Origin of the sequence: Sphingobium boeckii, from assembly GCF_014199215.1 — a bacterium.
Classification (GTDB): Bacteria; Pseudomonadota; Alphaproteobacteria; order Sphingomonadales; family Sphingomonadaceae; genus Sphingobium_A; species Sphingobium_A boeckii.
The window spans coordinates 126,539-147,104 of the sequence record NZ_JACIJC010000006.1 but is presented as its reverse complement, the minus strand read 5'-3'; the positions used below and the strand labels follow the sequence as shown (position 1 = coordinate 147,104).

The following is a 20,566-nucleotide window of genomic DNA, read 5'->3' as shown; positions in this document are numbered from 1 at the left end:
CCCCGCTCATCAAAGCCAGGGACGGGTTCAAACATGGGTCACTTCTCAGTGGAAATTACTGGCTTCCCCGGGTCACTTCTCAGCGGCAATCAACAGCGCCAAGTAGAACCGTCCGATTTATTCGCTAGAGCCCGATATTACCGCACGTCGGGCGGCCAGGGCTTTCGTCTTCCCGCGTCTATCGTCTTCTATCTCCCGACAGAGATTGAAGGAGATGCAGAATGGCCGAAATTGCCCTCGCGTTGCGTAAGACGATCCGGCGGCAGCAATTGCGCGAGATCGTTCCGCTGGCCGACAGCACGATCTACGAGATGGAGCAGCGCGGCGAATTCCCCGAACGCTTCTATTTGACCTCGCGCTGCGTCGTCTGGGACTTGGCCGAGGTCGAGGCATGGCTCGACGCGCGACGCCGTGCCTCTCGCGCAAAGGCAATCAAGCGGGCGCCATGCCCCGACGTGACGTTGCGGCGCAACCGGCCGGTCAAACACTAGGCTCGAGCACAAGCAGGTCCATGTTGGGTGGAAGAAGCGTATGGGCGTACTTCTGTCCCGCGACCCAAGCATCCACCGTGTTCGACCACTCCTGCATCATATGGCGGCGTTGAGTCTCATACTCCGCCTTGTTGTAAACGCCCCGCGAAGACCTCCCGTCCTCATGCGCAAGGCACTTCTCAATCCAGTCGCTGTTAAAGCCTAGTTCGTTCAGCAGCGTTGACCCAGTTCGCCGCAGGTCGTGCACCGTGAATGGATCTAGCGGCAGCCCCTCGCTCTTTGCCCGGTCGACGACTGAATAGGTCACCCTGTTAAAGGTGGCTCTCGACATGGGAGCGTCTGCGTCGTACCGCGAAGGGAGCAGATATCTGGAATTCCCAGCGCATGTCTTCAGCGCAATCATGATGTCGAGCACCTGGCGCGATAGATAGACATTGTGCGCCTTTGATCTCTTCATGCGCTCCTTCGGGATGGTCCAAACAGCGTTCTCGAAATCGACCTCGTCCCAGATGGCATCCTGCAATTCGCTCTTCCGCACCATCGTCAGGAGGAACAGCCTCATCCCGAGCCGAATTGTTGGAAGCGTCGCTACATGCTCGAGCTGCTTCAACATCACCCGGATCTCGCTCGGTGATAGCGACCGGTCTTTCGGTGCGAAGGTCGCTATCGACGCGGGTCCGACTTCGTCGGCAGGGTTCTGTACCTTCTCCCCATGCAGAATGGCGTAACCGTAGATTTGCTTGAGGATGTCACGGACGTGGATCGCTGTCGCAGGCGCGCCTCGATCAACGATTTTTGCGCAGTGCGCCCGCAGATCGTCAGGCCTGATTTCGGGGAGTAGCCGATTGCGCCAGACCGGCAGCAGTTCCCTCTCGAAGATCGACCTCCGCATCGCCCTAGTGCTGTCGGCCATCGGGGCAGCGGTAAGCCACTTCTCGCCGAACTCGCCAAAGCTCTTCGCTTCCTTGATCCGCCGTTTCTCGCGTTGCTTCTCGATCGCTGGCGAGAGTCCCTCGCCAATGAGCCGGCGCGCGTCGATGCACTTCTCGCGCGCTCTCGCAAGCGACAGGCCATCAAGTCCATACTTCCCAAGGGTAACGGTCTCCCGCCTGCCATTTAGCCGGTAGTCCAATCGGAAGGTGACCGCACCCTTGACCGTGACGTGAGCGTACATCCCATCGCGATCAGTGACCTTGTACGATTTCTCTTTCGCCTTCAGCGACTTAAGTGCGGCGTCCGTAAGCACAGTGACCTCCCAAGTAAAAATACCGTCGGGCAGTTTTGCGAGGGAAGTTCAGCAGATTTCGCCTATCTTTCAGATGCTTAGAGCGAAAAAAATACCGTCACAACCCTCATTGATCGTGACGGTATTCATGTTTTGAGCGCTGTGCAATACGCGGGCATACCGTCAGCCAGTCCGTCAGATGGAAGGAATGCCCTCCGATAGATGACGATAGACGACGAATAGAAAAATAAATGATTTCAGCGCGTTATGTCGTATCGTAGCGTAGTTTTGGATACTCCCGGAGTGGCAAAAATCATTCCCATTCAATCGTTCCCGGCGGCTTGCTCGTATAATCATACACCACGCGGTTCACGCCCTTCACTTCGTTCACGATGCGCGTGGAGACGCGGCTCAGGAATTCGGTGGTGAAGGGATAGACGTCGGCGGTCATCCCATCGGTGCTGGTGACGGCGCGCAGCGCGCAGACATTGTCATAGGTGCGGCCGTCGCCCATCACACCCACGGTCTTGACCGGGAGCAACACCGCGAAGGCCTGCCAGATCGCGTCGTACAACCCGGCGTTGCGGATTTCCTCCAGATAGACCGCATCGGCCTTGCGCAGGATATCGCAGCGTTCCTTGGTGACTTCGCCGGGAATGCGGATCGCGAGGCCGGGTCCGGGGAAGGGATGTCGGCCCACGAAAATCTCCGGCAGGCCCAGTTCGCGCCCCAAAGCGCGGACTTCATCCTTGAACAGCTCGCGCAAGGGCTCGACCAGCTTCATGTTCATGCGCTCGGGTAGGCCGCCGACATTATGGTGGCTCTTGATCGTGACCGAGGGGCCGCCGGTGAAGCTCACGCTTTCGATCACGTCCGGATAGAGCGTGCCCTGCGCCAGAAAGTCCGCCCCGCCGATCTTCTTGGCCTCCGCCTCGAAGACTTCGATGAAGGTCTTGCCGATGAACTTGCGCTTCTTTTCGGGGTCGGTCTCGCCCTTCAGCCCGTTCATGAACAGCGTCTCGCACGACACATGGACCAGCGGGATATTATAATGCCCCTTGAACAGGCTGACGACCTGATCGGCCTCCCCCATGCGCATCAGGCCATGATCGACGAAGACGCAGGTGAGCTGTTCGCCAATCGCCTCATGGATAAGCACCGCGGCCACCGCACTGTCCACCCCGCCCGAAAGCCCGCAGATCACGCGCCCGTTGCCGACCTGCGCGCGGATTTCGGCGATCTTGGTCTCGCGGAATTCGGCCATCGTCCAGTCGCCCTTGAGGCCGCAGACATGCCGCGCGAAATTGGCGATCAATTTGCCGCCATCGGGGGTGTGGACCACTTCGGGGTGGAACTGCATTCCATAGAAGCGCTTCTCGTCATTCGCGATGACCGCAAAGGGCGCGCCTTCGGTGGTGGCGACGATGCGAAAGCCGGGTGCGAGCGCGGTGACCTTGTCGCCATGGCTCATCCACACCTGATGCTTTTCGCCCTCGGTCCACAGGCCGTCGAACAAAGCGCAGCGATCGGAGACTTCGATAAAGGCGCGGCCGAATTCGCCGCTCTCGCCACCTTCCACCTTGCCGCCAAGCTGGTGCGTCATGGTCTGCTGGCCATAACAGATGCCGAGGATGGGGATGCCCGCCTCGAAGAAATGCTGCGGCACCCGCGGGCTTTCCGCTTCGGTGACCGAGGCGGGGCTGCCGGAGAGGATGATGCCCTTGGGCTTCATCCGTTCGAACGCGGCCTCCGCGGCGTTGAACGGGGCGATCTCGCTATAGACGCCGGCTTCACGGACGCGGCGGGCGATGAGCTGGGTCACCTGGCTCCCGAAATCGACGATGAGGATCGAATCCTGATGGTCTGCGGACATCGAGTCGGTGGCTCCTGCTGAACGATGGGGATGCGCGCGGCCCTAGAGCAGGGAGCGCCCGCCTGTCCAGCCGGATACCGGGATCACCGCAGCGCCAGCGCGCCATCCATCCGCACATCGACCACCTGGCCGCCGCGCACCGTGCAGGTGAAGCCCTCCGTATCCCGCCGCGTGTCGCGATAGCCATTGCGGGTTTCCAGCGTGCCGGAGACGTTCCAGCCATCCGACACCGTGATCACATCTTCCACATCGCGGACCTGCGCGGTGCGGCCATCGCGGGCACCTTCCTGCTCCGCGGCAATGGCGCAGGCGTCCACCGCGGCGTCTTCATTCTGGATGCGGCCAGGGGCGCGATAGCCTTCGTCGCCATTGCCTTCATTCACATAAACATCGTCTTCGGGCTCCGGATAGCGATCCGCCTGACGCTCCTGAGACTTCTTGCTCGCAGCGCTGGCGACCGCCGCGATGCCGCCGAGGATCAAGATGCCGGCCAGCACGTCGCCGCCGCTGATGCCGTCACCGCGATGACGGCGATGCCCGCCGCCCCAGCCACCGCCACCCCAGCCCGGATTGCCCCAGCCGGGTCCGCGCGCCATGGCGGGGGCCGTGGAGGCCATCAGCATTGCGGCCATCGCGGCCGCACCGGCCAGCTTCCGAAAACCCGTCATCGTCTTGTTCCTTGCGGGAAAATCCCGATAATCGCCCATTAGACGATCCGGGCTTTCGCAGCGATGAACCGAGCGCATCACTGCGCCCTGATCTTCAGCCCCGTCCATTTGGCGATAAAGGCATACATGTCCGCGCTTTCCGCGATCAACTTGTCGGTCGGCTTGCCCGATCCATGGCCGGCGCGGGTCTCGATGCGGATCAGATGCGGCTTGCTGCCGATCTCCGCCGCCTGGAGCGCAGCGATATATTTGAAGCTGTGGCCGGGCACCACGCGGTCATCGGTGTCCGCCGTAGTCACCAATATGGCGGGATAATCCACGCCGCTCCTGATATTGTGATAGGGCGAATAGGCATAAAGCGCCTGGAAATCCTTCTCCTTCGACGGATAGCCATAATCATCCACCCAATAGCGGCCCGCGGTGAATCGATCGAACCGCAGCATATCCATCACGCCCACCGCAGGCAGCGCCGCTGCAAACAGATCGGGCCGCTGATTGACCACCGCCCCCACCAGCAGGCCGCCATTGGAGCGCCCCTCCACCGCCAATTTATCCTTGGTCGTCAGCCCCTGGGCAATCAGATAGTCGCCCGCCGCGATGAAATCATCGAACACATTCTGCTTGTTGGCGAGCCGGCCCGCATCATGCCATTTTTGCCCATATTCCCCGCCCCCGCGCAGATTGGCGATGGCCAGGATGCCGCCCTGCTCCACCCAAGCCAGCTTGGTCGCCGAGAAATTGGGGGTCTGGGAGATATTGAACCCGCCATAGCCATAGAGCAGCGCCGGCACGCCGCCCTCCAGCTTCGCATCCTTGCGGCGGACGATGAACATCGGGATCTGCGTGCCGTCTTTCGAGGGATAGAAACGCTGCTCGGTGATGAAATCCTCCGGATCGAACGCCACCTTGGGGAGGGCGAAAACCGACGACGCGCCGGTGGCGGTATCGAAGCGGTAGACCGTGGGCGGCGAGGCATAGCTGGAAAAGGTGTAGAAGGTTTCCGGATCGCCCGTCTTGCCGCCGAAGCCGACAGCGGTACCGATTCCCGGCAGACGGATTTCGCCGCCCGGCTGACCATCCAGCGTGACCATCGTCGCTTCGGATTTCGCGTCCCCCAGATAGGCCAGCACGATCTTGGCCCCCACCATCGACGCGCCGACGAGCGTATCCGCCGTCTCTGCCACGATCGGCACCGGCTTGGCGCGCGGCCGGGCCACGTCCAGCGTCACGATCCGCTGCCGCGTCGCGCCCTTGTTGGTGATGAACCAGAAACGCGGGCCGACATTGCCGATCAGCTCCCAATTATGCTTCAAGCCCTTCACCAGCGTCATAGGCCTGGCACCCTTCCGGCCCAGATCGAGCACATGAAGCTCATGCCGCTCGTCCGTGCCGGCGGTGGACGTGATCAGCAGATAGCGGCCATCGTCCGTCACCTGCGCGGTGTGCCCCAAGATCGGGCGATCGGGCGTGGCATAGATCAGGGTGTCTTCGGACTGGGCCGTCCCGACCTTGTGGAAATACACCTGCTGATGGGCGTTGGTGGACTGGAAGGTCTTGCCCTCGGCGGGGGCGGCAAAGCGCGAATAATAGAAGCCGCTCCCGTCCGACGCCCAGGAGAGGTTGGAAAATTTCACCCAGCGGATCTCGTCCGCCAGCAGATCCCCGCTCGCCACATCGATCAACCGCACGATGCGCCAGTCCGTCCCGCCATCCTGCACCGCATAGACCAGCTTCGAACCATCGTCGGAGGGCACCCATTCGGCCAGCGCGGTTGCGCCATCCTTCGCCCAGGCATTGGGATCGACCAGCACGCGCCCTGCGCCCGTCAGCCCTTCCCGCACATAGAGCACCGACTGATTTTGCAGCCCATCGTTGCGGGAATAGAAATAGCGCGCGCCCGCCTTGCGCGGCGTGCCGAAGCGCTCGAAATCGGTGAGCCTGGTCATCCGGCTTTTCAGGATATCGCGGCCGGGCAGCGCATCGAGATAGGCGTTGGTCGCCTTATTCTCCGCCTCCACCCAGGCCTTGACCCGCGCATCGGTGCGCACGTCATTTTCGAGCCAGCGATAGGGATCGGCCACCGCCACGCCGAATTGCCGGTCGATCAGCGGCACCGCCTCGGTCTCCGGATAATCGATGACGCTATCATCCGCACGCGCGGGCATCGTCATCGCAGCCATCGGGGCCAGCGTCAGCAAGGGGGCGAGGAACGGCATAAGCAACACGCGGCGCATCGGGCATCATCTCCGGGGCAGGTTTTTCAGCCACGGACTCTAGCTTGCGCGCCTGTGCAGGCAAAGCCGGATCGACGAACGACGTTCGCCATGATATTCAAGCGCCAGAGACGCCGCGAAGATGGAAGATCAATTCCGCACTTTCGACAGGCTCCGGGTCGCTTCATGACAATGTGAAGGGGATCGCATGTTTGAAGATGATGACGAAAGCGAAGGCGACCGCCGCCAGAAGGACCGCCGCGACCAGGAAGATAGCACGCGGGACGGACCAGACCGCCGCGCCGCCGACCGCCGCCAGGGCGACCGGCGGGCAGAGCCGCGCGATTCGATCGAATAGGCGCGGGGCTGGTGCCGGGAATGGCGCGGGCAGGGCGACGGAAGCGGCCGGTATCGGCCTAAGGTCACACCAGGGTCACACTATCACCGGGTTTGAACGGACATGGAATCCGACGTCCGGTGGATGGGGATCGGAAGGGATGACTGTGCGAAAGAGCCGGGCGGAGGAAAGCAGATTTGGGGCGTGTAGGACAGGGGGATTTTGGTGGTGGCAGTGGGAATTTTTGGCCGGTTGCGGCCTCGCAGGCTCTTGCGGATAGATGCGGATTCCGAACGGACTAGCCCTGACGAGGGCCTTTGCAGCGGCGCATCCACTACCTACAACATGAGACCGCAAAGCGCGGCCAACACCGGAACCGCGTTTTAGGAAGATTTATGGCTGATTGCGGTTTCGGTATTATCCATTGGTGCAATTTTGACTGGCAGTCATTTTCAACCCTATTCACCGGCATAGCTGCGGTTGTAGGCGCGGTAATCGTTGGACTAAAACAGACGGGCATATCTAGTAAACAAACGGATATTCTGGATCGACAGGTCGAACTCGAAGAGGCCAAGCTGAGGGCAGACCTGTTCGAACGACGCTTGGAAACCTACGAGGCAACTGCCGATTTCGTCATCCACATATCATCAATGCCTGAAAGTGACCCGAAGGCAGAAGCGCGCATTCAGCGGTTCAACTCGAAGATGCGGGAGAGCCAATTCCTTTTCAGCGATCAAAATGTCTACCAGACGCTGCTTGGGTTCTGGGACAAAGGCAATGCAGCGAGGCTTGATAGGGCGCTCTCGTTCGCTGAGCATGAAGAGGGTAGAAAGCACGATCCCGAGCGCACTAAAAGGATCATGGAATATCCCACGTGGTCATTTCAGACGGCCGACACGTTAGCAGAACTTTTTCGCCATGATCTTTCGATCCTCCGTGAAACGAAGAAAGAATGACAGTCGCTCCGGTTTACCGATATTTCGCCGAGGAGGATTGGGCGCGTGATTTTATCGAACGGGGGCAATTACAGCTATGCACGATGGCCTATTACCGGGGATTTGAGGACGCGGACATTCGACGCGATCCCGATGACGGTCGCTTGATGTACCACCCATCAGACGGCTTGCAAATGAACCATGAGAATGGGCAAGTTTACAATCTTGAGGGCTATCGGTTCACCGCCTCCGTCAAGGCTGCTGAAATGTTCGTCTATTGTATGAGCAACGAGCGATCCGAGTTTTTAGCGGAGAGGTTCGAAAGTCCGTTCTGCGTGGAAATCAGGAAGCCAATCAGTCTGGCAGGCAAAATGCTGTCGAGCATTCGCTTGCGAAGGCATCTGGACGGCAAACGAATCTACCATGGTCCCGTGGATTATCGTGGGCAGGCAAGAATACCGGCGGCAGATTGGGCACTCCCAGAACGACTGGCATTCATTAAGCCCAACGATTGGGCATGGCAGAACGAATATCGGTTCATCATCGGTAGGAAGGGCACCTTCGCGGTCGAAAACGTTGAACTGGCGCTTGTGAATGGCCCCGGCGAACGTGCCCCGGCGATTGAGCGCGCCCCTTTGAGGCTGTCGCTTGGAAACCTCTCGAAGATCGCAGAATTGCAGAGGTTTTAGCTCGCAAGCGCTGGCCCTCTTCTGAGTGGACAATCGGATTGGCATCTCTCAGCGCTGAATTTCCGCGATCTGGGTGAACGGCGGCTTTCGGGAAAGCGAAATCCGCCCCGGAATGACGACAATTGGCTCAAAGCCGACTTCACTCCGCTCCCGCCCCAAACAAAAAAGGCCCCGTGTCACCACGAGACCTTTCCGTTTTTCTCAGCGTCCGTCGCGCTTATGCCGCGTCGGCATACTCGTCGTCATTCTGCACCGGGCCGCTGTCCTGGCCCTTGGCGGAGACGTCGCGATCGACCAGTTCGATATAGGCGATGGCGGCCGCGTCAGAGGCGCGGAAGCCGGCCTTGATCACGCGGGTGTAGCCGCCGTTGCGGTCCTTGTAGCGCTCTGCGAGCACTTCGAAGAGCTTCTTGAGCTGCGCATCATCGAGCATCCGCGCATGGGCCAGACGACGGTTCGAAAGACCGCCCTTCTTGGCCAGCGTGATCAGCTTTTCGACATAGGGACGCAGTTCCTTGGCCTTCGCCGTAGTCGTCAGGATCTGCTCATGCTTGATGAGGGCCGCCGCCATGTTGCGGAACAGGGCCGCACGATGGGACGAGGTACGTTGCAGCTTACGGCCGCCTACGCGATGGCGCATGTTAATTTCCTTTTACGTTCGTTCGGGAGCCGTATGAGGCACTCCCGGCCAGGCGGTGATAAAAGGGCCACCGCCCAAAGCCCTATTCTTAGCGTCGCGGCAAAGCCGCACCGTCGGACGGGCCGAGGCCCGCCGTCCGGGTCGAGCGATCAAACCCCAAGCTAAGGCAAGCCTTAGCCCAGGACGCTCAACCCAGGATTTCCTGTTCCAGCTTCTTGGCCATTTCCTCGATATTCTCGGGCGGCCAGCCGGGGATTTCCATGCCGAGGCGCAGGCCCATGCTGGAAAGGACTTCCTTGATCTCGTTCAACGACTTGCGGCCGAAGTTCGGCGTGCGCAGCATCTCGGCTTCGGTCTTCTGGACCAGATCGCCGATATAGATGATGTTGTCATTCTTGAGGCAATTGGCCGAACGGACCGACAGTTCGAGCTCGTCCACCTTCTTGAGAAGGTAGCGGTTGAGCTGGTTCGTGTCGCTCTCGCTATCCGAAGCAGGCGCAGCCGCCATGCCGATCGGGGCAGACGCCTGAACCATCTGATCGTCAAAGTGGACGAACAACTGGAGCTGATCCTGCAGGATGCGTGCCGCATAAGCGAGCGCGTCATCGGGCGTGATCGTGCCGTCGGTCTCGATGTTCAGCGTGAGCTTGTCATAATCCAGCTCCTGGCCGACGCGGGTGTTTTCCACCTTGTAGGCGACCTGGCGCACGGGCGAATAGAGCGCATCCACAGGGATCAGACCGATCGGCGCATCGGCCGGACGGTTGGCCTGGCTCGGCACATAGCCTTTGCCCACGTCAGCGGTCAGCTCCATATTGAGCGTCGCGCCGTCATCGAGATGGCACAGGATCAGATCGGGGTTCATCACCTCGATATCGCCGGAAACGGAGATCATTCCCGCGGTCACTTCGGTCGGGCCGGTGGCGGAAAGCTGGAGCCTTTTGGGGCCTTCGCCTTCCATCCGCAGCGCGATCTGCTTCACGTTGAGGACCATATCGGTCACATCTTCGCGAACGCCAGCGAGCGACGAGAATTCATGCAGCACGTTTTCGATCTTGATCGAAGTGACGGCTGCACCCTGAAGCGAGGAAAGAAGAACCCGACGCAGAGCGTTGCCGAGCGTCAGGCCGAAGCCGCGCTCCAGCGGTTCGGCGACGAAGGTCGCCTTGCGCTTGGCGTCGCCGCCGGCTTTCTTCTCCAGGCCATTGGGCTTCTTCATTTCCTGCCAGTTCTTTGCATTGACAGACACGGGCTTCCCCTTGGCTTGAGGCGGGAGCGGGATCGCTCCGGCCGATAGAATAGGATCGACGGGCCGCCCCTGTCAGGGCCGCCCGGCGAGAATCACATCAGACGCGGCGGCGCTTGGAGGGCCGGACGCCATTGTGAGGGATCGGGGTCACATCGCGGATGGAGGTGATGTTGAAACCGACTGCCTGCAGTGCGCGCAGCGCCGATTCGCGGCCCGAACCGGGGCCTTTCACTTCCACTTCGATCGTGCGGACGCCATGTTCGGCGGCCTTCTTGCCGGCATCTTCGGCAGCAACCTGAGCCGCATAGGGAGTCGATTTCCGGCTGCCCTTGAAGCCCATCATGCCCGCCGAAGACCAGGAAATCGCATTGCCCTGGGCGTCGGTGATGGTGATCATCGTGTTGTTGAAGCTGGCGTTCACATGCGCGACGCCAGAAGTGATGTTTTTCCGCTCGCGGCGCTTAATGCGCTGAGGTTCGCGTGCCATATCGTATTCCTACCTATGTCTGGAGGACCAGCGGAGGCGGCGGTGATCCCGCGCCCCACGCGCGATCACTACTTCTTCTTACCGGCAATCGCCTTGGCCTTGCCCTTGCGGGTGCGCGCATTGGTATGCGTGCGCTGGCCGCGAACGGGAAGACCCTTACGATGACGCAGGCCGCGATAGCAGGCCAGATCCATCAGGCGCTTGATGTTCATCGCCACCTGACGACGAAGATCACCCTCGACGGTGTGCTCGGCATCAATCGATTCGCGGATGTGGAGCACTTCCTGATCGGAAAGATCCTGCACCCGGCGCTCAGGCGCAATGCCCAGCTTTTCGACGATTGCCTTGGCCTTTGAGGGGCCGATGCCGTGAATATAGGTCAGCGCGATCAAAACGCGCTTGTTGGTCGGGATGTTTACACCCGCAATACGTGCCATATGCTTCTTTCTCCTGCTCCACAGGCCGCTTCGGCAAAAGCAGCCCATCTCATAGCGCGATTCCCGAAACGCAAGAAAGCGGCGAACGCAAGACAGCGCCGCCGGGAACCGGTGTTTCGGAATATGGATGATTTAGGCGCTGACCAACACCGAGTCAAGCGGCTGTTCCCAGACTTTGCGATCAAGCGCAAAACGCTTTCGCACACGCGGCCGATCTTGCCCATCGGCTTATTATACTATAGGGGGGTATAGTATGCACGCGATCAGAGACAAGGACCGGCTGCTCGCCAGGGTCAAACGGATCGCCGGCCAGGTGGCGGCGATCGAGCGCGCGTTGAGCGAAGAGGCGGATTGCTCGCTCACGCTCCAGCAGGTCGCCGCCGCGCGCGGCGCCATTTCCGGATTGATGGAGGAAATCATGGCCCAGCATTTGCGCGAACATGTCGCCGGCCCCGATCTGGCCGATGCGGACCGCGCCGCACGCGCGGAGGAAGTCATCGCCTTGCTCCATCGCTATGGGCGTTGAGCGCATGACGCCGGACCGCGCGCCCCTGCCCCACGATCATGTGTTCCTCGGCCATGCGCATGACGAGAATGCGCGGCGCACGCGCTGGGTGGTGATCCTGACCGCGGTGATGATGGTCGCAGAGATCACGGCGGGCATGGTCTATGGATCGATGGCGTTGCTGGCGGATGGCTTTCACATGGCGACCCATGCCGGCGCGCTCGCGCTGGCCGCGGCGGCCTATCACTTTGCCCGCAAGCACGCGCGCGATCCGCGCTTCAGCTTCGGCACTGGCAAGGTGGGCGATCTGGCGGGCTTTGCCTCGGCGCTGGTGCTGGCGACGGTGGCGCTGGGCATTGCCTGGGAATCGGTGGTCCGGATCGTCAATCCCCTGAACGTCGCATTCGAGGAAGCGCTGATCGTGGCCGTCATCGGCCTGATCGTGAACATCATCAGCGCCATGCTGCTCACCCATGGCCACGATCATGACCATGAACACGGCCATGCGCATCATCACGACAATAATATGCGTTCCGCTTATGTGCATGTGCTGGCGGATGCGCTCACCTCGGTCTTCGCCATTGCCGCGCTGATCGCGGGCTGGTGGCTGGGCTGGGTGTGGCTCGATCCCGTGGTCGGCCTGATGGGCGCAGCGGTGATCGCGCGCTGGGCGTGGACGCTGATGAAGGACACCGGCGCGGTGCTGCTCGATGCCGATGTGCCCGAACTCTCCGCGCAGGTCCGCCACCGCGTGGAGGCGCCCGGCGACGCGCGGATCAACGATCTGCATGTGTGGCGCGTGGGGCCGACCGCTTATGCCGCGATCGTCTGCGTCGATTCGGATGGCCCGGTCAGCAACGGCGTTATCCGGGAGCGGCTGGCCGGGATCAAAGGGCTGAGGCATGTGACGGTGGAGTGTGGCGTGCCCCACGCCTGACCCCGAGGCACGCCGCTCAACTCGGTCTCAGCGCGGCTTGACCGGGCAGAAGCGCGGATGCCGGGCACCGGGTGGAATGGCCGCACAGCCGCGATCGACCTCGGCGCGCAGATCCTGACAGGATCGCGCGGGCGTGCAGGCCACGCGGGAAATCGCGACCTGACTGCATTGCTTGGCAAGCCGATTGGCCACGAGCCGCCCCTCCATCGCCCGGCAGGACCGATCCCCGATGTTGAATCCCGGATCCACCGGCGCGCACGCCGCCACCATGATGACGGGCACGAGCATCAATGCGATCTTCATCATCATTTCTCTCCTAGAATCCGCTGGTGGTGCACAGCACATCGGCCAGATAGACACGGCGGCTTTCCGTCTGCAGCGCCTCGCTCTTCGATCCATTCCAGCCCGCCTGGCGGCAGAAGTTGTCCGCAGTGCGCGCGGCGCAATTCGCGGTGGCGCTGCCGCTGGGGCAGGCGAAGACACGCTGGCCGTTCTGCCGCGGCGCCGGAAAGAATTCAGCCCCCATGCCACGCAGCGATTGCTGCGGTTCGGGCCGGATTGGTGGTTCCGGCCGCGTCGGTGGATAGGGGCCGCCGGTGTTGACCGGTCGCATCGATACGATCCTGCGATAATTCTTGGTGATGAAGGGTGAGCTGGCCGTGATCGTATCGCACCGCCCCGAAAAATTGCGGCCCGTGCATATCTGCCAGCTTCCGCGATTGATGCGGATCGAGTTCACAGACCAGGCCAGCCCCAGATCCACCTCGTCGCGCTGGACCGCCACGGCGGGGCCGGAATAATTCTGATCGCGATAGATGATCGCTTCGGGCTGGTTGCCCGGCGGACGATAGAGTCGTTCGTCGCCTTGCTGCGCGCCGCCCGCCGCGGGCAGGGCCAGCAAGGCCATCAGGGTGAGTGTCGTCGGGATACGCATTGTCCGTTCCTCTCTTCATCCGCCCGGATGCCTCGCCGGGATTGTCGCTAACCCTTGATCAGACGACGCCGAACGCCAGCATCGCATCCGCCACCTTCTTGAAGCCCGCGATATTCGCGCCCTTCACATAATCGGTATAATCGGCAGATACCTTGCCATAAGCCGAGGCGCTGGCGTGAATGCCCTGCATGATATCCACCAGCAGCACCTGAAGATCGTCTTCCTTCCATGCGCGGCGCTGGGAATTCTGGCTCATCTCCAGCCCCGAGACCGCAACGCCGCCGGCATTGGCGGCCTTGCCCGGCGCGAAGAGAATGCGCGCATCCTTGAACACATGGACGCCTTCCAGATTGGTCGGCATATTGGCGCCCTCGGCCACAGCGATGCAGCCATTCTTGACGAGCGTGCGCGCATCATCCCCCAGCAATTCATTCTGCGTGGCGCAGGGCAGCGCGACGTCGCAGGTCACCCCCCATGGGGTCTGGCCTTCATGAAAGGTCGCCCCCTTGAACGCATCGGCATATTCGGAGATGCGGCCGCGCCGTTTGGTCTTATGCTCCTTCACCCAATTGATCTTTTCCTGATCGATCCCGTCGGGATCATGGATGAAGCCCTGGCTGTCGGAGAAGGTGAGCACCTTGCCGCCAAGCTGCACCACCTTTTCCGCCGCGTGCGTGGCCACATTGCCCGAACCGGAAATCACCGCCTGCTTGCCGATCAGATCCTGTCCGCGCGTCTTGAGCATTTCCAGCAGGAAATAGACCGCGCCATAGCCGGTCGCTTCGGTGCGGATCAGCGAGCCTCCATATTCCAGCCCCTTGCCGGTCAGCACGCCGGTGAACTGGTTGGTGATCCGCTTATACTGGCCAAACATATAGCCGATCTCGCGCCCGCCGACCCCGATATCGCCTGCGGGCACATCGACGTCAGCGCCGATATGCCGGTAAAGCTCGGTCATGAAGCTCTGGCAGAAGCGCATCACTTCGCCGTCGCTTTTGCCCTTGGGATTGAAATTCGCGCCACCCTTGCCGCCGCCCATGGGCAGGCCGGTCAGCGCATTCTTGAAAGTCTGCTCGAAAGCGAGGAATTTGAGCACGCTCTCGGTGACCGAGGGGTGAAAGCGGATGCCGCCCTTATAGGGGCCGATCGCATTGTTATTCTGCACCCGCCAGCCCCGCTGCACGCGGATATTGCCCGCATCATCCTGCCAGCAGACCCGGAAGGAGATCACACGATCCGGCTCGGCGATACGGCGCAGGATCTGCTGCGCGTGATATTGCTCTTTATCCTCGATGAAATCGTAAATGTCCTCGGCGACCTCCTGGACCGCCTGGACGAATTCGGGCTGCCCCGGATTCCGCTTCTTCACGCCTTCGATAAATGTCGGCAGATCCACATGATCTGTAACAGCCATAGCTTCGCCCCCTGCTTGGATAAGTCAGTATCAGGCGACCCTTCCCGCTGATCCTTCGAGTCGGAACCATGCGATGAAGCGGAGACTAAGCCGGTTTCATGAACGCGCAACGACTGTTTGTGCGAAAAGAGGCCGACGGCCGACGGTCACTCAGGCTTTGGAAATAGCGCAGCGAGCCGGGCGAGCTGTTCGCCCAGCACGCCATCGACCGGCGCCGCGATCGCCTTCATCCCCATCCGCACATGCCCGCCCACCACATAGGTGAGCGTCACGACCGTGGCGCCGTCCACGGGCTTCAGCGCGAAGGTGAGCGTGCCGATCGCCGCCTCGCCCTGCAGCGGGCCGAGACTGCCGATCATTCGCAGCATCTTGCCCGGTTGCGCAAAGATGATGCGCGCGTGCTCAACGCTGCCCGACGCGTTCGGCGCTTTCCCCGGCAGCGTTTCGCAAAAACAGCCGCCCGCCTGCGCATCCATCCACAGATTCTGCGCATCGCCGGACCAGCTATGATCCTTGTTCCACCAGCGCCCCGGCGCGCGCAGCGCGGCATAGACATCTTCGGGCGGTGCGGCGATCACCGCTTCGTGGGCGATATCGAAACCGGCATCGGTGGCGGATTTCACCTCGGCCGCGGCAGGCGTGGCCGCCAGCAGCATGATTGCGGCTATGATCTGCTTCATGACATCCCCCAATGCTTTGGCGGGAGTATAGCGCGGTTCGGAGGAAAGCGAGAGTCCGCCTCCCATCGTCACTCGGAACGTGTTTCAAGGTCCATTTCAAAGTCACGGCCCATATGCGGACGGACGAATGGCTACTGAAACACGTTCAGCATGACGGGAAGCGGCGGGCCGTTCAGCCCTTGAGTATCTGTTCGATCGCGTCGCTGACGTCGCCGATATCGGCCATGCCGTCCACCTTGCTCACAAGACCGCGGGCTTCATAGATCGGCAGGATCGGGGCTGTCTTGGCGCGATACTCCGCCATGCGCGTGCGCACCGTTTCGGCATTGTCGTCGGGGCGGCGCTTGAATTCCTGGCTGCCGCAGGCATCGCACCGGCCTTCGACCACGGGCCGCTTGAACGTATCGTGATACCCCGCACCACATTGGGCGCAGGTGAAACGGCCGGTGATCCGTTCGACCAGCGCATCCTCGTCCACATCCAGCTCGATCACATGATCCAGCGTGCGACCGCGCGCCGCCATCAGCTCATCGAGCAATTCGGCCTGGCGCTCCGTGCGGGGATAGCCATCGAAGATGATCCCCGTATCCGCGCCCAATTTGTCCATATGCTCGCCGAGGATCTGGGCCATCAATTCATCGGGAAAGAATTTGCCCGCCTTCATGATCTCGTCGGCCATCTTGCCGACTTCGGTGCCTTCCTTGACCGCCGCACGCAGGATGTCGCCCGTGGAAAGCTGCACCATGCCATGCTCTTCGACGAGACGGCTGGCTTGCGTACCCTTGCCCGCGCCTGGCGGCCCCAACAGGATGATATTCATAGGTGCAGACTCCCCCAAGCGACTGAGATGCGGATCATGGCGGCGCTTAGCGCCCGCGACCACCCTTCAGTTTCGCTTTCTTGATAAGATCGCCATACTGATGGGCGAGCAAATGGCTCTGGATCTGGGTCACCGTATCCATCGTCACATTGACCACGATGAGCAGGCTGGTGCCGCCGAGAGTCAGCGGAATGCCGGAGCGCGCCGCCAGAAATTCGGGAACCAGGCAGATCAGCGTGAGATAGGCCGCACCGATCACGGTGATGCGCGTCAGCACGAAATCCAGATAGTCGGCGGTATTCTTGCCAGGACGAATGCCGGGGATGAAGCCGCCATAGCGCTTGAGATTATCAGCCGTCTCTTCCGGATTGAACACCACGGCGGTGTAGAAAAAGCAGAAGAAGATGATGCCGGCGGCGTAAAGCGACATGTAAAGCGGTGAGCCGTGCTGAAGCGCAGTGGTCACCGAGATCATGAAATCGCCCCAGGCGCTTTCGCCCGCGGTGCGCTGACCGGCGAACTGCACCAGCGTCAGCGGCATCAGCAGCAGCGACGAGGCGAAGATCGGCGGAATCACGCCGGCGGTGTTGATCTTCAGCGGCAGATGGCTGCGCTCCGCCTGCATCTGGCCGCGCTGCGTCTGGCGTTTGGGGTATTGGATCAGCACGCGGCGCTGGCCACGCTCCATGAAGCAGATGAAGCCGATCAGGCCCAGCACCAGGACAATCACGCCGATGATGATCAGCGGAGACAGCGCGCCGGTGCGGCCGCTTTCGAACAGGCTCGCCAGCCCCATGGGAAGCTGCGACACGATGCCGGCCATGATGATCAGCGAAATGCCGTTGCCGACACCGCGGCTGGTGATCTGTTCACCCAGCCACATCAGGAACATCGTGCCGCCGACAAGCGAGATCACGGCGGCGATGCGGAAGGGCCAGCCCGGCTCGACAACAGCGCTCATGCCCTGCGTCGCGCCCCAGGTTTCAAGGCCGACGGCGATGAAATAGCCCTGGATGACCGTAAGGCCCACGGTGCCGTAACGGGTATATTGGTTGAGGCGCTTGCGGCCGCTTTCGCCTTCCTTCTTGATGGCGGAAAGCGTGGGCGACAGCGCCGTCGCAAGCTGGATGACGATCGAGGCGGTGATATAGGGCATCACGCCGAGCGCGATGACGCTCATGCGCGACAGCGAACCGCCCGAAAAGGTGTTGAAGAAATCAAGCACGCCGCCGCGCGTGGTTTCATACAGCGTGGCCAGCGCGCGCGGATCGATGCCCGGCAGCGGCACATGGCTCATGAGGCGGAACACGATCAGCGCACCAATGGTGAACCAGAGCCGCTTCTTCAGCTCGGTCGCCTGCGCGAATTTGGACAGGTTCAGGTTTGTGGCCAGGGAGTCGGCTGCGGATGCCATAGGTTTACCAGATCCTGAAAAAATATGAGCGGCGGAAGGCTGTGTGCCCCCGCCGCTCCATATAGTCGCCGATCACGCTTTGTCTAAGCCCGATGCGGCAAAAAGCGGCTCAAGGCCAAAGCCCTTAGGCTTTCGCTGCGGCCTTCTTGGCTTCCTTATCGGCCGCCCGAACCTTCTGCACCGTGCGATGCTTGGCCTTGGCCTTGTCCGCAGCGGCGACGACTTCGATCACCTCGACGGAACCGCCGACCAGTTCGATCGCCGCTTTCGCCGCGCCCGAGATACCGGCAACCTTGACGTTGATCTTGGCGGTCAGCGCCCCCTTGTTCAGAATGCGCACGCCATCCTTGCCGCCGCGCGCAATGCCGATGGCCTTGAGCGCCGCATGATCGATCAGAGCCGACGCGTCGAGCGTCTTGGCATCGATCAGCTTCTGGATCTGGCCGAGATTCACTTCGGCATAATCGCTGGCGAAGATGTTGTTGAAGCCGCGCTTAGGGATACGCATGTGGAGCGGCATCTGGCCACCCTCGAACCCGTTGATGGCGACGCCCGAACGCGCTTTCGCGCCCTTCTGACCACGGCCGGCAGTCTTGCCCAGGCCCGAACCGATGCCACGGCCCACGCGGACGCGGGATTTACGGGCACCTTGATTGTCGCGGATGTCGTTCAGTTTCATGTCGTGCACTCGCTTTCGCTTTTGTCGCGCTGATAAAATTGGCTACACCCCGGCCTGGGGCCGGGGTGCGATGCCTCTAACGATCTGCTCCGGAAGATACCAGAGCAAACGCGATTCTTATTCGGTCACCGTGATGAGGTGACGCACCTTCTGCATCATGCCGCGCACCGAAGGGGTATCCTCAAGCTCCACCTTGCGGTGCATCTTGTTGAGGCCCAAGCCCACCAGCGTCTTGCGCTGATCGGGGTGACGGCGGATGGGCGACCCGGTCTGGGTCAGCTTGACGGTTTTCTTGTCTGCCATGTGCTTACTCCACGACCGCTTCAGCGTCGGCCTGGACCGTCGCGTCGGATGCACCGCCACGACGCAGCAGATCGGCAATCTTCTTGCCGCGACGCTGTGCCACCGACTTGGGGCTGGTCTGTTCACCAAGCGCCTCGAAGGTCGCCCGGATCATGTTATAGGGGTTGGACGTGCCGACCGACTTGGTCACAACGTCGGCAACGCCGAGGCTTTCGAAGACAGCGCGCATCGGGCCACCTGCGATGATGCCGGTGCCCGAAGGCGCGGCGCGCAGATAGACGAGGCCGGCGCCGAAATGACCGGTGCCATCATGATGCAGCGTGCGGCCTTCCTTCAGCGGCACGCGGATCATGGCCTTCTTGGCCGCCGCGGTCGCCTTGGAGATCGCCTCGGGCACTTCGCGCGCCTTGCCATGGCCAAAGCCCGAACGGCCCTTGCCATCGCCCACGACCACGAGTGCTGCAAAGCCGAAGCGCTTGCCGCCCTTCACGGTCTTGGAAACGCGGTTGATGTGAACGAGCTTTTCGATCAGCTCTTCGCCGCCATCATCCTGGTTGCTGCCACCGCGATTGTCGCGACGGCCACCGCCACGATTGTCACGACCGCCACCGGGACCGCTGCGGTTGTTGCCGCCGCCGGGGCCGCCACGACCGCGGCCGCCACGGGGGCCGCGGCCCTCGGGTGCTGCTGCCGGTGCGTCGGTTGCTGCGGCTTCGACGCCCTGGTTGGTTTCGTCAGCCATCATTAAAACTCCAATCCGCCTTCACGCGCGGCATCAGCCAGCGCCTTGACGCGTCCGTGAAACAGGAAGCCTCCGCGATCGAACACGACCTTGGTGACGCCAGCGTCCTTCGCCTTCTGGGCGACGCGCTTGCCGACATCGGCGGCAGCTTCCGAAGTAGCGCCGGTCTTGCCGCGCACGTCTTTTTCCAGGGTCGAAGCCGAAGCGAGGGTCTTGCCCTGCGCGTCGTCGATGACCTGGGCATAGATATGCCGGCCCGAACGGTGGATGGAAAGCCGGGGGCGGAGACCGCCGCGAGCCTTGAGAGCGGAGCGGACGCGCTGGCGCCGCTTTGCGAAGAGAGAGAGTTTCGCCATGGCTTACTTCTTCTTACCTTCTTTGCGGAAGATATACTCTCCGCGATATTTGATGCCCTTGCCCTTATAGGGTTCCGGCTTGCGCCATTGGCGGATTTCAGCAGCAAGCTGACCCACCTTCTGACGATCGATCCCCGAGATTTCGACCGTGGTCTGATCAGGGGTCTTCACCTCGATGCCTTCCGGCACTTCGATATCGACATCGTGCGAATAGCCGAGCTGAAGCTTGAGCTTCTTGCCGTTGATATTCGCGCGATAGCCGACGCCGGTGATTTCGAGCACCTTGGTGAAGCCGTCGTTGACGCCCGTCACCAGGTTTTGCACCAGCGTGCGGTGCATACCCCAGAAGGAGCGCGCACGCTTGGTCTCGTTCGCCGGCTTCACGACGATGCGGTTGTCCTCGATGCCATAGCTGATGTCGTCCAGCATCGGCATGGTCAGCGTGCCCTTCGGTCCTTTGACCGAGAGAATGCTGCCTTCGATGCTGGCGGTGACGCCAGCAGGCACGGGAACCGGAACTTTTCCGATGCGGCTCATA

25 protein-coding genes are annotated in these 20,566 nt (G+C 61.5%); 6 read left to right on the top strand and 19 right to left on the bottom strand.

Features of this window, described 5'->3' with window-relative positions:
• Positions 1-221 precede the first annotated feature (221 nt).
• Positions 222-491, top strand: a complete 270-nt coding sequence (locus FHS49_RS18300) for a helix-turn-helix transcriptional regulator (RefSeq protein WP_184021699.1) — start codon at positions 222-224, stop codon at positions 489-491.
• On the opposite strand, the gene FHS49_RS18295 is transcribed toward FHS49_RS18300, so the two are convergent.
• The 4 genes from FHS49_RS18295 to FHS49_RS18280 form a co-directional block, all read right to left on the bottom strand.
• Positions 481-1,737 (bottom strand): tyrosine-type recombinase/integrase, encoded by a 1,257-nt coding sequence (locus FHS49_RS18295; protein WP_184021697.1) that lies wholly within the window; start codon positions 1,735-1,737, stop codon positions 481-483. The two genes, FHS49_RS18300 and FHS49_RS18295, sit on opposite strands and share 11 nt — an antisense overlap.
• A gap of 292 nt (positions 1,738-2,029) precedes the next feature.
• On the bottom strand, positions 2,030-3,589 hold the full coding sequence (guaA, locus tag FHS49_RS18290; protein ID WP_184021696.1) for a glutamine-hydrolyzing GMP synthase: 1,560 nt from the start codon (positions 3,587-3,589) through the stop codon (positions 2,030-2,032).
• A gap of 83 nt (positions 3,590-3,672) precedes the next feature.
• Positions 3,673-4,257 (bottom strand): hypothetical protein, encoded by a 585-nt coding sequence (locus tag FHS49_RS18285; RefSeq protein ID WP_184021694.1) that lies wholly within the window; start codon positions 4,255-4,257, stop codon positions 3,673-3,675.
• A gap of 77 nt (positions 4,258-4,334) precedes the next feature.
• The gene (locus FHS49_RS18280) at positions 4,335-6,491 is read right to left on the bottom strand and encodes a prolyl oligopeptidase family serine peptidase (RefSeq protein ID WP_184021692.1); all 2,157 of its coding nucleotides are present in this window, start codon (positions 6,489-6,491) and stop codon (positions 4,335-4,337) included.
• A gap of 187 nt (positions 6,492-6,678) precedes the next feature.
• Here FHS49_RS18280 and FHS49_RS18275 point away from each other — a divergent pair, with 187 nt between their 5' ends.
• From FHS49_RS18275 to FHS49_RS18265, 3 genes are all read left to right on the top strand, one after another.
• A complete protein-coding gene (locus FHS49_RS18275; RefSeq protein WP_184021689.1) occupies positions 6,679-6,828 on the top strand; it encodes a hypothetical protein in 150 nt (49 codons plus the stop codon).
• Positions 6,829-7,202: 374 nt separating this feature from the next.
• Positions 7,203-7,763, top strand: a complete 561-nt coding sequence (locus tag FHS49_RS18270; RefSeq protein ID WP_184021686.1) for a hypothetical protein — start codon at positions 7,203-7,205, stop codon at positions 7,761-7,763.
• A complete protein-coding gene (locus FHS49_RS18265; RefSeq protein ID WP_184021683.1) occupies positions 7,760-8,431 on the top strand; it encodes a hypothetical protein in 672 nt (223 codons plus the stop codon). The genes FHS49_RS18270 and FHS49_RS18265 overlap by 4 nt, the downstream gene beginning before the upstream one ends.
• Before the next feature lie 217 nt (positions 8,432-8,648).
• Here FHS49_RS18265 and rplQ read toward each other — a convergent pair whose 3' ends face one another.
• From rplQ to rpsM, 4 genes are all read right to left on the bottom strand, one after another.
• A complete protein-coding gene (rplQ, locus tag FHS49_RS18260) occupies positions 8,649-9,071 on the bottom strand; it encodes a 50S ribosomal protein L17 (RefSeq protein WP_184021679.1) in 423 nt (140 codons plus the stop codon).
• A gap of 187 nt (positions 9,072-9,258) precedes the next feature.
• On the bottom strand, positions 9,259-10,320 hold the full coding sequence (locus FHS49_RS18255; protein WP_184021676.1) for a DNA-directed RNA polymerase subunit alpha: 1,062 nt from the start codon (positions 10,318-10,320) through the stop codon (positions 9,259-9,261).
• Between the two features lie 97 nt (positions 10,321-10,417).
• Positions 10,418-10,807, bottom strand: a complete 390-nt coding sequence (gene rpsK / locus FHS49_RS18250) for a 30S ribosomal protein S11 (protein WP_184021674.1) — start codon at positions 10,805-10,807, stop codon at positions 10,418-10,420.
• Positions 10,808-10,875: 68 nt separating this feature from the next.
• Entirely contained in the window at positions 10,876-11,244 is a 369-nt protein-coding gene (gene rpsM, locus FHS49_RS18245; protein WP_184021671.1) for a 30S ribosomal protein S13, read from the bottom strand.
• A 253-nt stretch (positions 11,245-11,497) separates the two neighbouring features.
• Between rpsM and FHS49_RS18240 the strand changes: the two genes are divergently transcribed.
• Complete coding sequence (locus FHS49_RS18240) at positions 11,498-11,770, top strand: metal/formaldehyde-sensitive transcriptional repressor (protein ID WP_184021668.1); 273 nt, start codon at positions 11,498-11,500, stop codon at positions 11,768-11,770.
• A 4-nt stretch (positions 11,771-11,774) separates the two neighbouring features.
• Entirely contained in the window at positions 11,775-12,686 is a 912-nt protein-coding gene (gene dmeF / locus FHS49_RS18235) for a CDF family Co(II)/Ni(II) efflux transporter DmeF (RefSeq protein ID WP_184021665.1), read from the top strand.
• 27 nt (positions 12,687-12,713) lie between these two features.
• On the opposite strand, the gene FHS49_RS18230 is transcribed toward dmeF, so the two are convergent.
• The 11 genes from FHS49_RS18230 to rplF form a co-directional block, all read right to left on the bottom strand.
• Positions 12,714-12,995, bottom strand: coding sequence for a hypothetical protein (locus FHS49_RS18230; protein WP_184021662.1), 282 nt, complete (start codon positions 12,993-12,995; stop codon positions 12,714-12,716).
• Between the two features lie 7 nt (positions 12,996-13,002).
• Complete coding sequence (locus FHS49_RS18225; protein ID WP_184021660.1) at positions 13,003-13,620, bottom strand: beta/gamma crystallin family protein; 618 nt, start codon at positions 13,618-13,620, stop codon at positions 13,003-13,005.
• 58 nt (positions 13,621-13,678) lie between these two features.
• Positions 13,679-15,034, bottom strand: a complete 1,356-nt coding sequence (gene gdhA / locus FHS49_RS18220) for an NADP-specific glutamate dehydrogenase (protein WP_184021657.1) — start codon at positions 15,032-15,034, stop codon at positions 13,679-13,681.
• A gap of 146 nt (positions 15,035-15,180) precedes the next feature.
• The gene (locus FHS49_RS18215; RefSeq protein ID WP_184021654.1) at positions 15,181-15,714 is read right to left on the bottom strand and encodes an SRPBCC family protein; all 534 of its coding nucleotides are present in this window, start codon (positions 15,712-15,714) and stop codon (positions 15,181-15,183) included.
• Between the two features lie 172 nt (positions 15,715-15,886).
• Positions 15,887-16,534, bottom strand: coding sequence for an adenylate kinase (locus FHS49_RS18210; RefSeq protein ID WP_184021651.1), 648 nt, complete (start codon positions 16,532-16,534; stop codon positions 15,887-15,889).
• Positions 16,535-16,580: 46 nt separating this feature from the next.
• Positions 16,581-17,948 carry a preprotein translocase subunit SecY gene (gene secY / locus FHS49_RS18205; RefSeq protein ID WP_184021649.1) on the bottom strand — a complete coding sequence of 456 codons (1,368 nt, stop codon included), beginning with the start codon at positions 17,946-17,948 and terminating at the stop codon, positions 16,581-16,583.
• Positions 17,949-18,072: 124 nt separating this feature from the next.
• Positions 18,073-18,627 (bottom strand): 50S ribosomal protein L15, encoded by a 555-nt coding sequence (gene rplO / locus FHS49_RS18200; RefSeq protein ID WP_184021647.1) that lies wholly within the window; start codon positions 18,625-18,627, stop codon positions 18,073-18,075.
• Between the two features lie 117 nt (positions 18,628-18,744).
• Positions 18,745-18,930: a 50S ribosomal protein L30 gene (rpmD, locus tag FHS49_RS18195; RefSeq protein WP_184021645.1), complete on the bottom strand. Its 186-nt coding sequence runs from the start codon at positions 18,928-18,930 to the stop codon at positions 18,745-18,747.
• A gap of 4 nt (positions 18,931-18,934) precedes the next feature.
• A complete protein-coding gene (rpsE, locus tag FHS49_RS18190; protein ID WP_184021734.1) occupies positions 18,935-19,672 on the bottom strand; it encodes a 30S ribosomal protein S5 in 738 nt (245 codons plus the stop codon).
• 2 nt (positions 19,673-19,674) lie between these two features.
• Positions 19,675-20,028: a 50S ribosomal protein L18 gene (gene rplR, locus FHS49_RS18185; protein ID WP_184021642.1), complete on the bottom strand. Its 354-nt coding sequence runs from the start codon at positions 20,026-20,028 to the stop codon at positions 19,675-19,677.
• A 3-nt stretch (positions 20,029-20,031) separates the two neighbouring features.
• A complete protein-coding gene (rplF, locus tag FHS49_RS18180; protein ID WP_184021639.1) occupies positions 20,032-20,565 on the bottom strand; it encodes a 50S ribosomal protein L6 in 534 nt (177 codons plus the stop codon).
• Position 20,566: the final 1 nt, after the last annotated feature.

Coding starts and splice junctions, on each gene's coding strand:
- FHS49_RS18300 (WP_184021699.1), top strand. CDS start 222: ATGGCCGAAATTGCCCTCGCGTTGCGTAAGACGATCCGGCGGCAGCAA.
- guaA (WP_184021696.1), bottom strand. CDS start 3,589: ATGTCCGCAGACCATCAGGATTCGATCCTCATCGTCGATTTCGGGAGC.
- FHS49_RS18285 (WP_184021694.1), bottom strand. CDS start 4,257: ATGACGGGTTTTCGGAAGCTGGCCGGTGCGGCCGCGATGGCCGCAATG.
- FHS49_RS18280 (WP_184021692.1), bottom strand. CDS start 6,491: ATGCGCCGCGTGTTGCTTATGCCGTTCCTCGCCCCCTTGCTGACGCTG.
- FHS49_RS18275 (WP_184021689.1), top strand. CDS start 6,679: ATGTTTGAAGATGATGACGAAAGCGAAGGCGACCGCCGCCAGAAGGAC.
- FHS49_RS18270 (WP_184021686.1), top strand. CDS start 7,203: ATGGCTGATTGCGGTTTCGGTATTATCCATTGGTGCAATTTTGACTGG.
- FHS49_RS18265 (WP_184021683.1), top strand. CDS start 7,760: ATGACAGTCGCTCCGGTTTACCGATATTTCGCCGAGGAGGATTGGGCG.
- rplQ (WP_184021679.1), bottom strand. CDS start 9,071: ATGCGCCATCGCGTAGGCGGCCGTAAGCTGCAACGTACCTCGTCCCAT.
- rpsK (WP_184021674.1), bottom strand. CDS start 10,807: ATGGCACGCGAACCTCAGCGCATTAAGCGCCGCGAGCGGAAAAACATC.
- rpsM (WP_184021671.1), bottom strand. CDS start 11,244: ATGGCACGTATTGCGGGTGTAAACATCCCGACCAACAAGCGCGTTTTG.
- FHS49_RS18240 (WP_184021668.1), top strand. CDS start 11,498: ATGCACGCGATCAGAGACAAGGACCGGCTGCTCGCCAGGGTCAAACGG.
- dmeF (WP_184021665.1), top strand. CDS start 11,775: ATGACGCCGGACCGCGCGCCCCTGCCCCACGATCATGTGTTCCTCGGC.
- FHS49_RS18230 (WP_184021662.1), bottom strand. CDS start 12,995: ATGATGATGAAGATCGCATTGATGCTCGTGCCCGTCATCATGGTGGCG.
- FHS49_RS18225 (WP_184021660.1), bottom strand. CDS start 13,620: ATGCGTATCCCGACGACACTCACCCTGATGGCCTTGCTGGCCCTGCCC.
- gdhA (WP_184021657.1), bottom strand. CDS start 15,034: ATGGCTGTTACAGATCATGTGGATCTGCCGACATTTATCGAAGGCGTG.
- FHS49_RS18215 (WP_184021654.1), bottom strand. CDS start 15,714: ATGAAGCAGATCATAGCCGCAATCATGCTGCTGGCGGCCACGCCTGCC.
- FHS49_RS18210 (WP_184021651.1), bottom strand. CDS start 16,534: ATGAATATCATCCTGTTGGGGCCGCCAGGCGCGGGCAAGGGTACGCAA.
- secY (WP_184021649.1), bottom strand. CDS start 17,948: ATGGCATCCGCAGCCGACTCCCTGGCCACAAACCTGAACCTGTCCAAA.
- rplO (WP_184021647.1), bottom strand. CDS start 18,627: ATGAAACTGAACGACATCCGCGACAATCAAGGTGCCCGTAAATCCCGC.
- rpmD (WP_184021645.1), bottom strand. CDS start 18,930: ATGGCAGACAAGAAAACCGTCAAGCTGACCCAGACCGGGTCGCCCATC.
- rpsE (WP_184021734.1), bottom strand. CDS start 19,672: ATGGCTGACGAAACCAACCAGGGCGTCGAAGCCGCAGCAACCGACGCA.
- rplR (WP_184021642.1), bottom strand. CDS start 20,028: ATGGCGAAACTCTCTCTCTTCGCAAAGCGGCGCCAGCGCGTCCGCTCC.
- rplF (WP_184021639.1), bottom strand. CDS start 20,565: ATGAGCCGCATCGGAAAAGTTCCGGTTCCCGTGCCTGCTGGCGTCACC.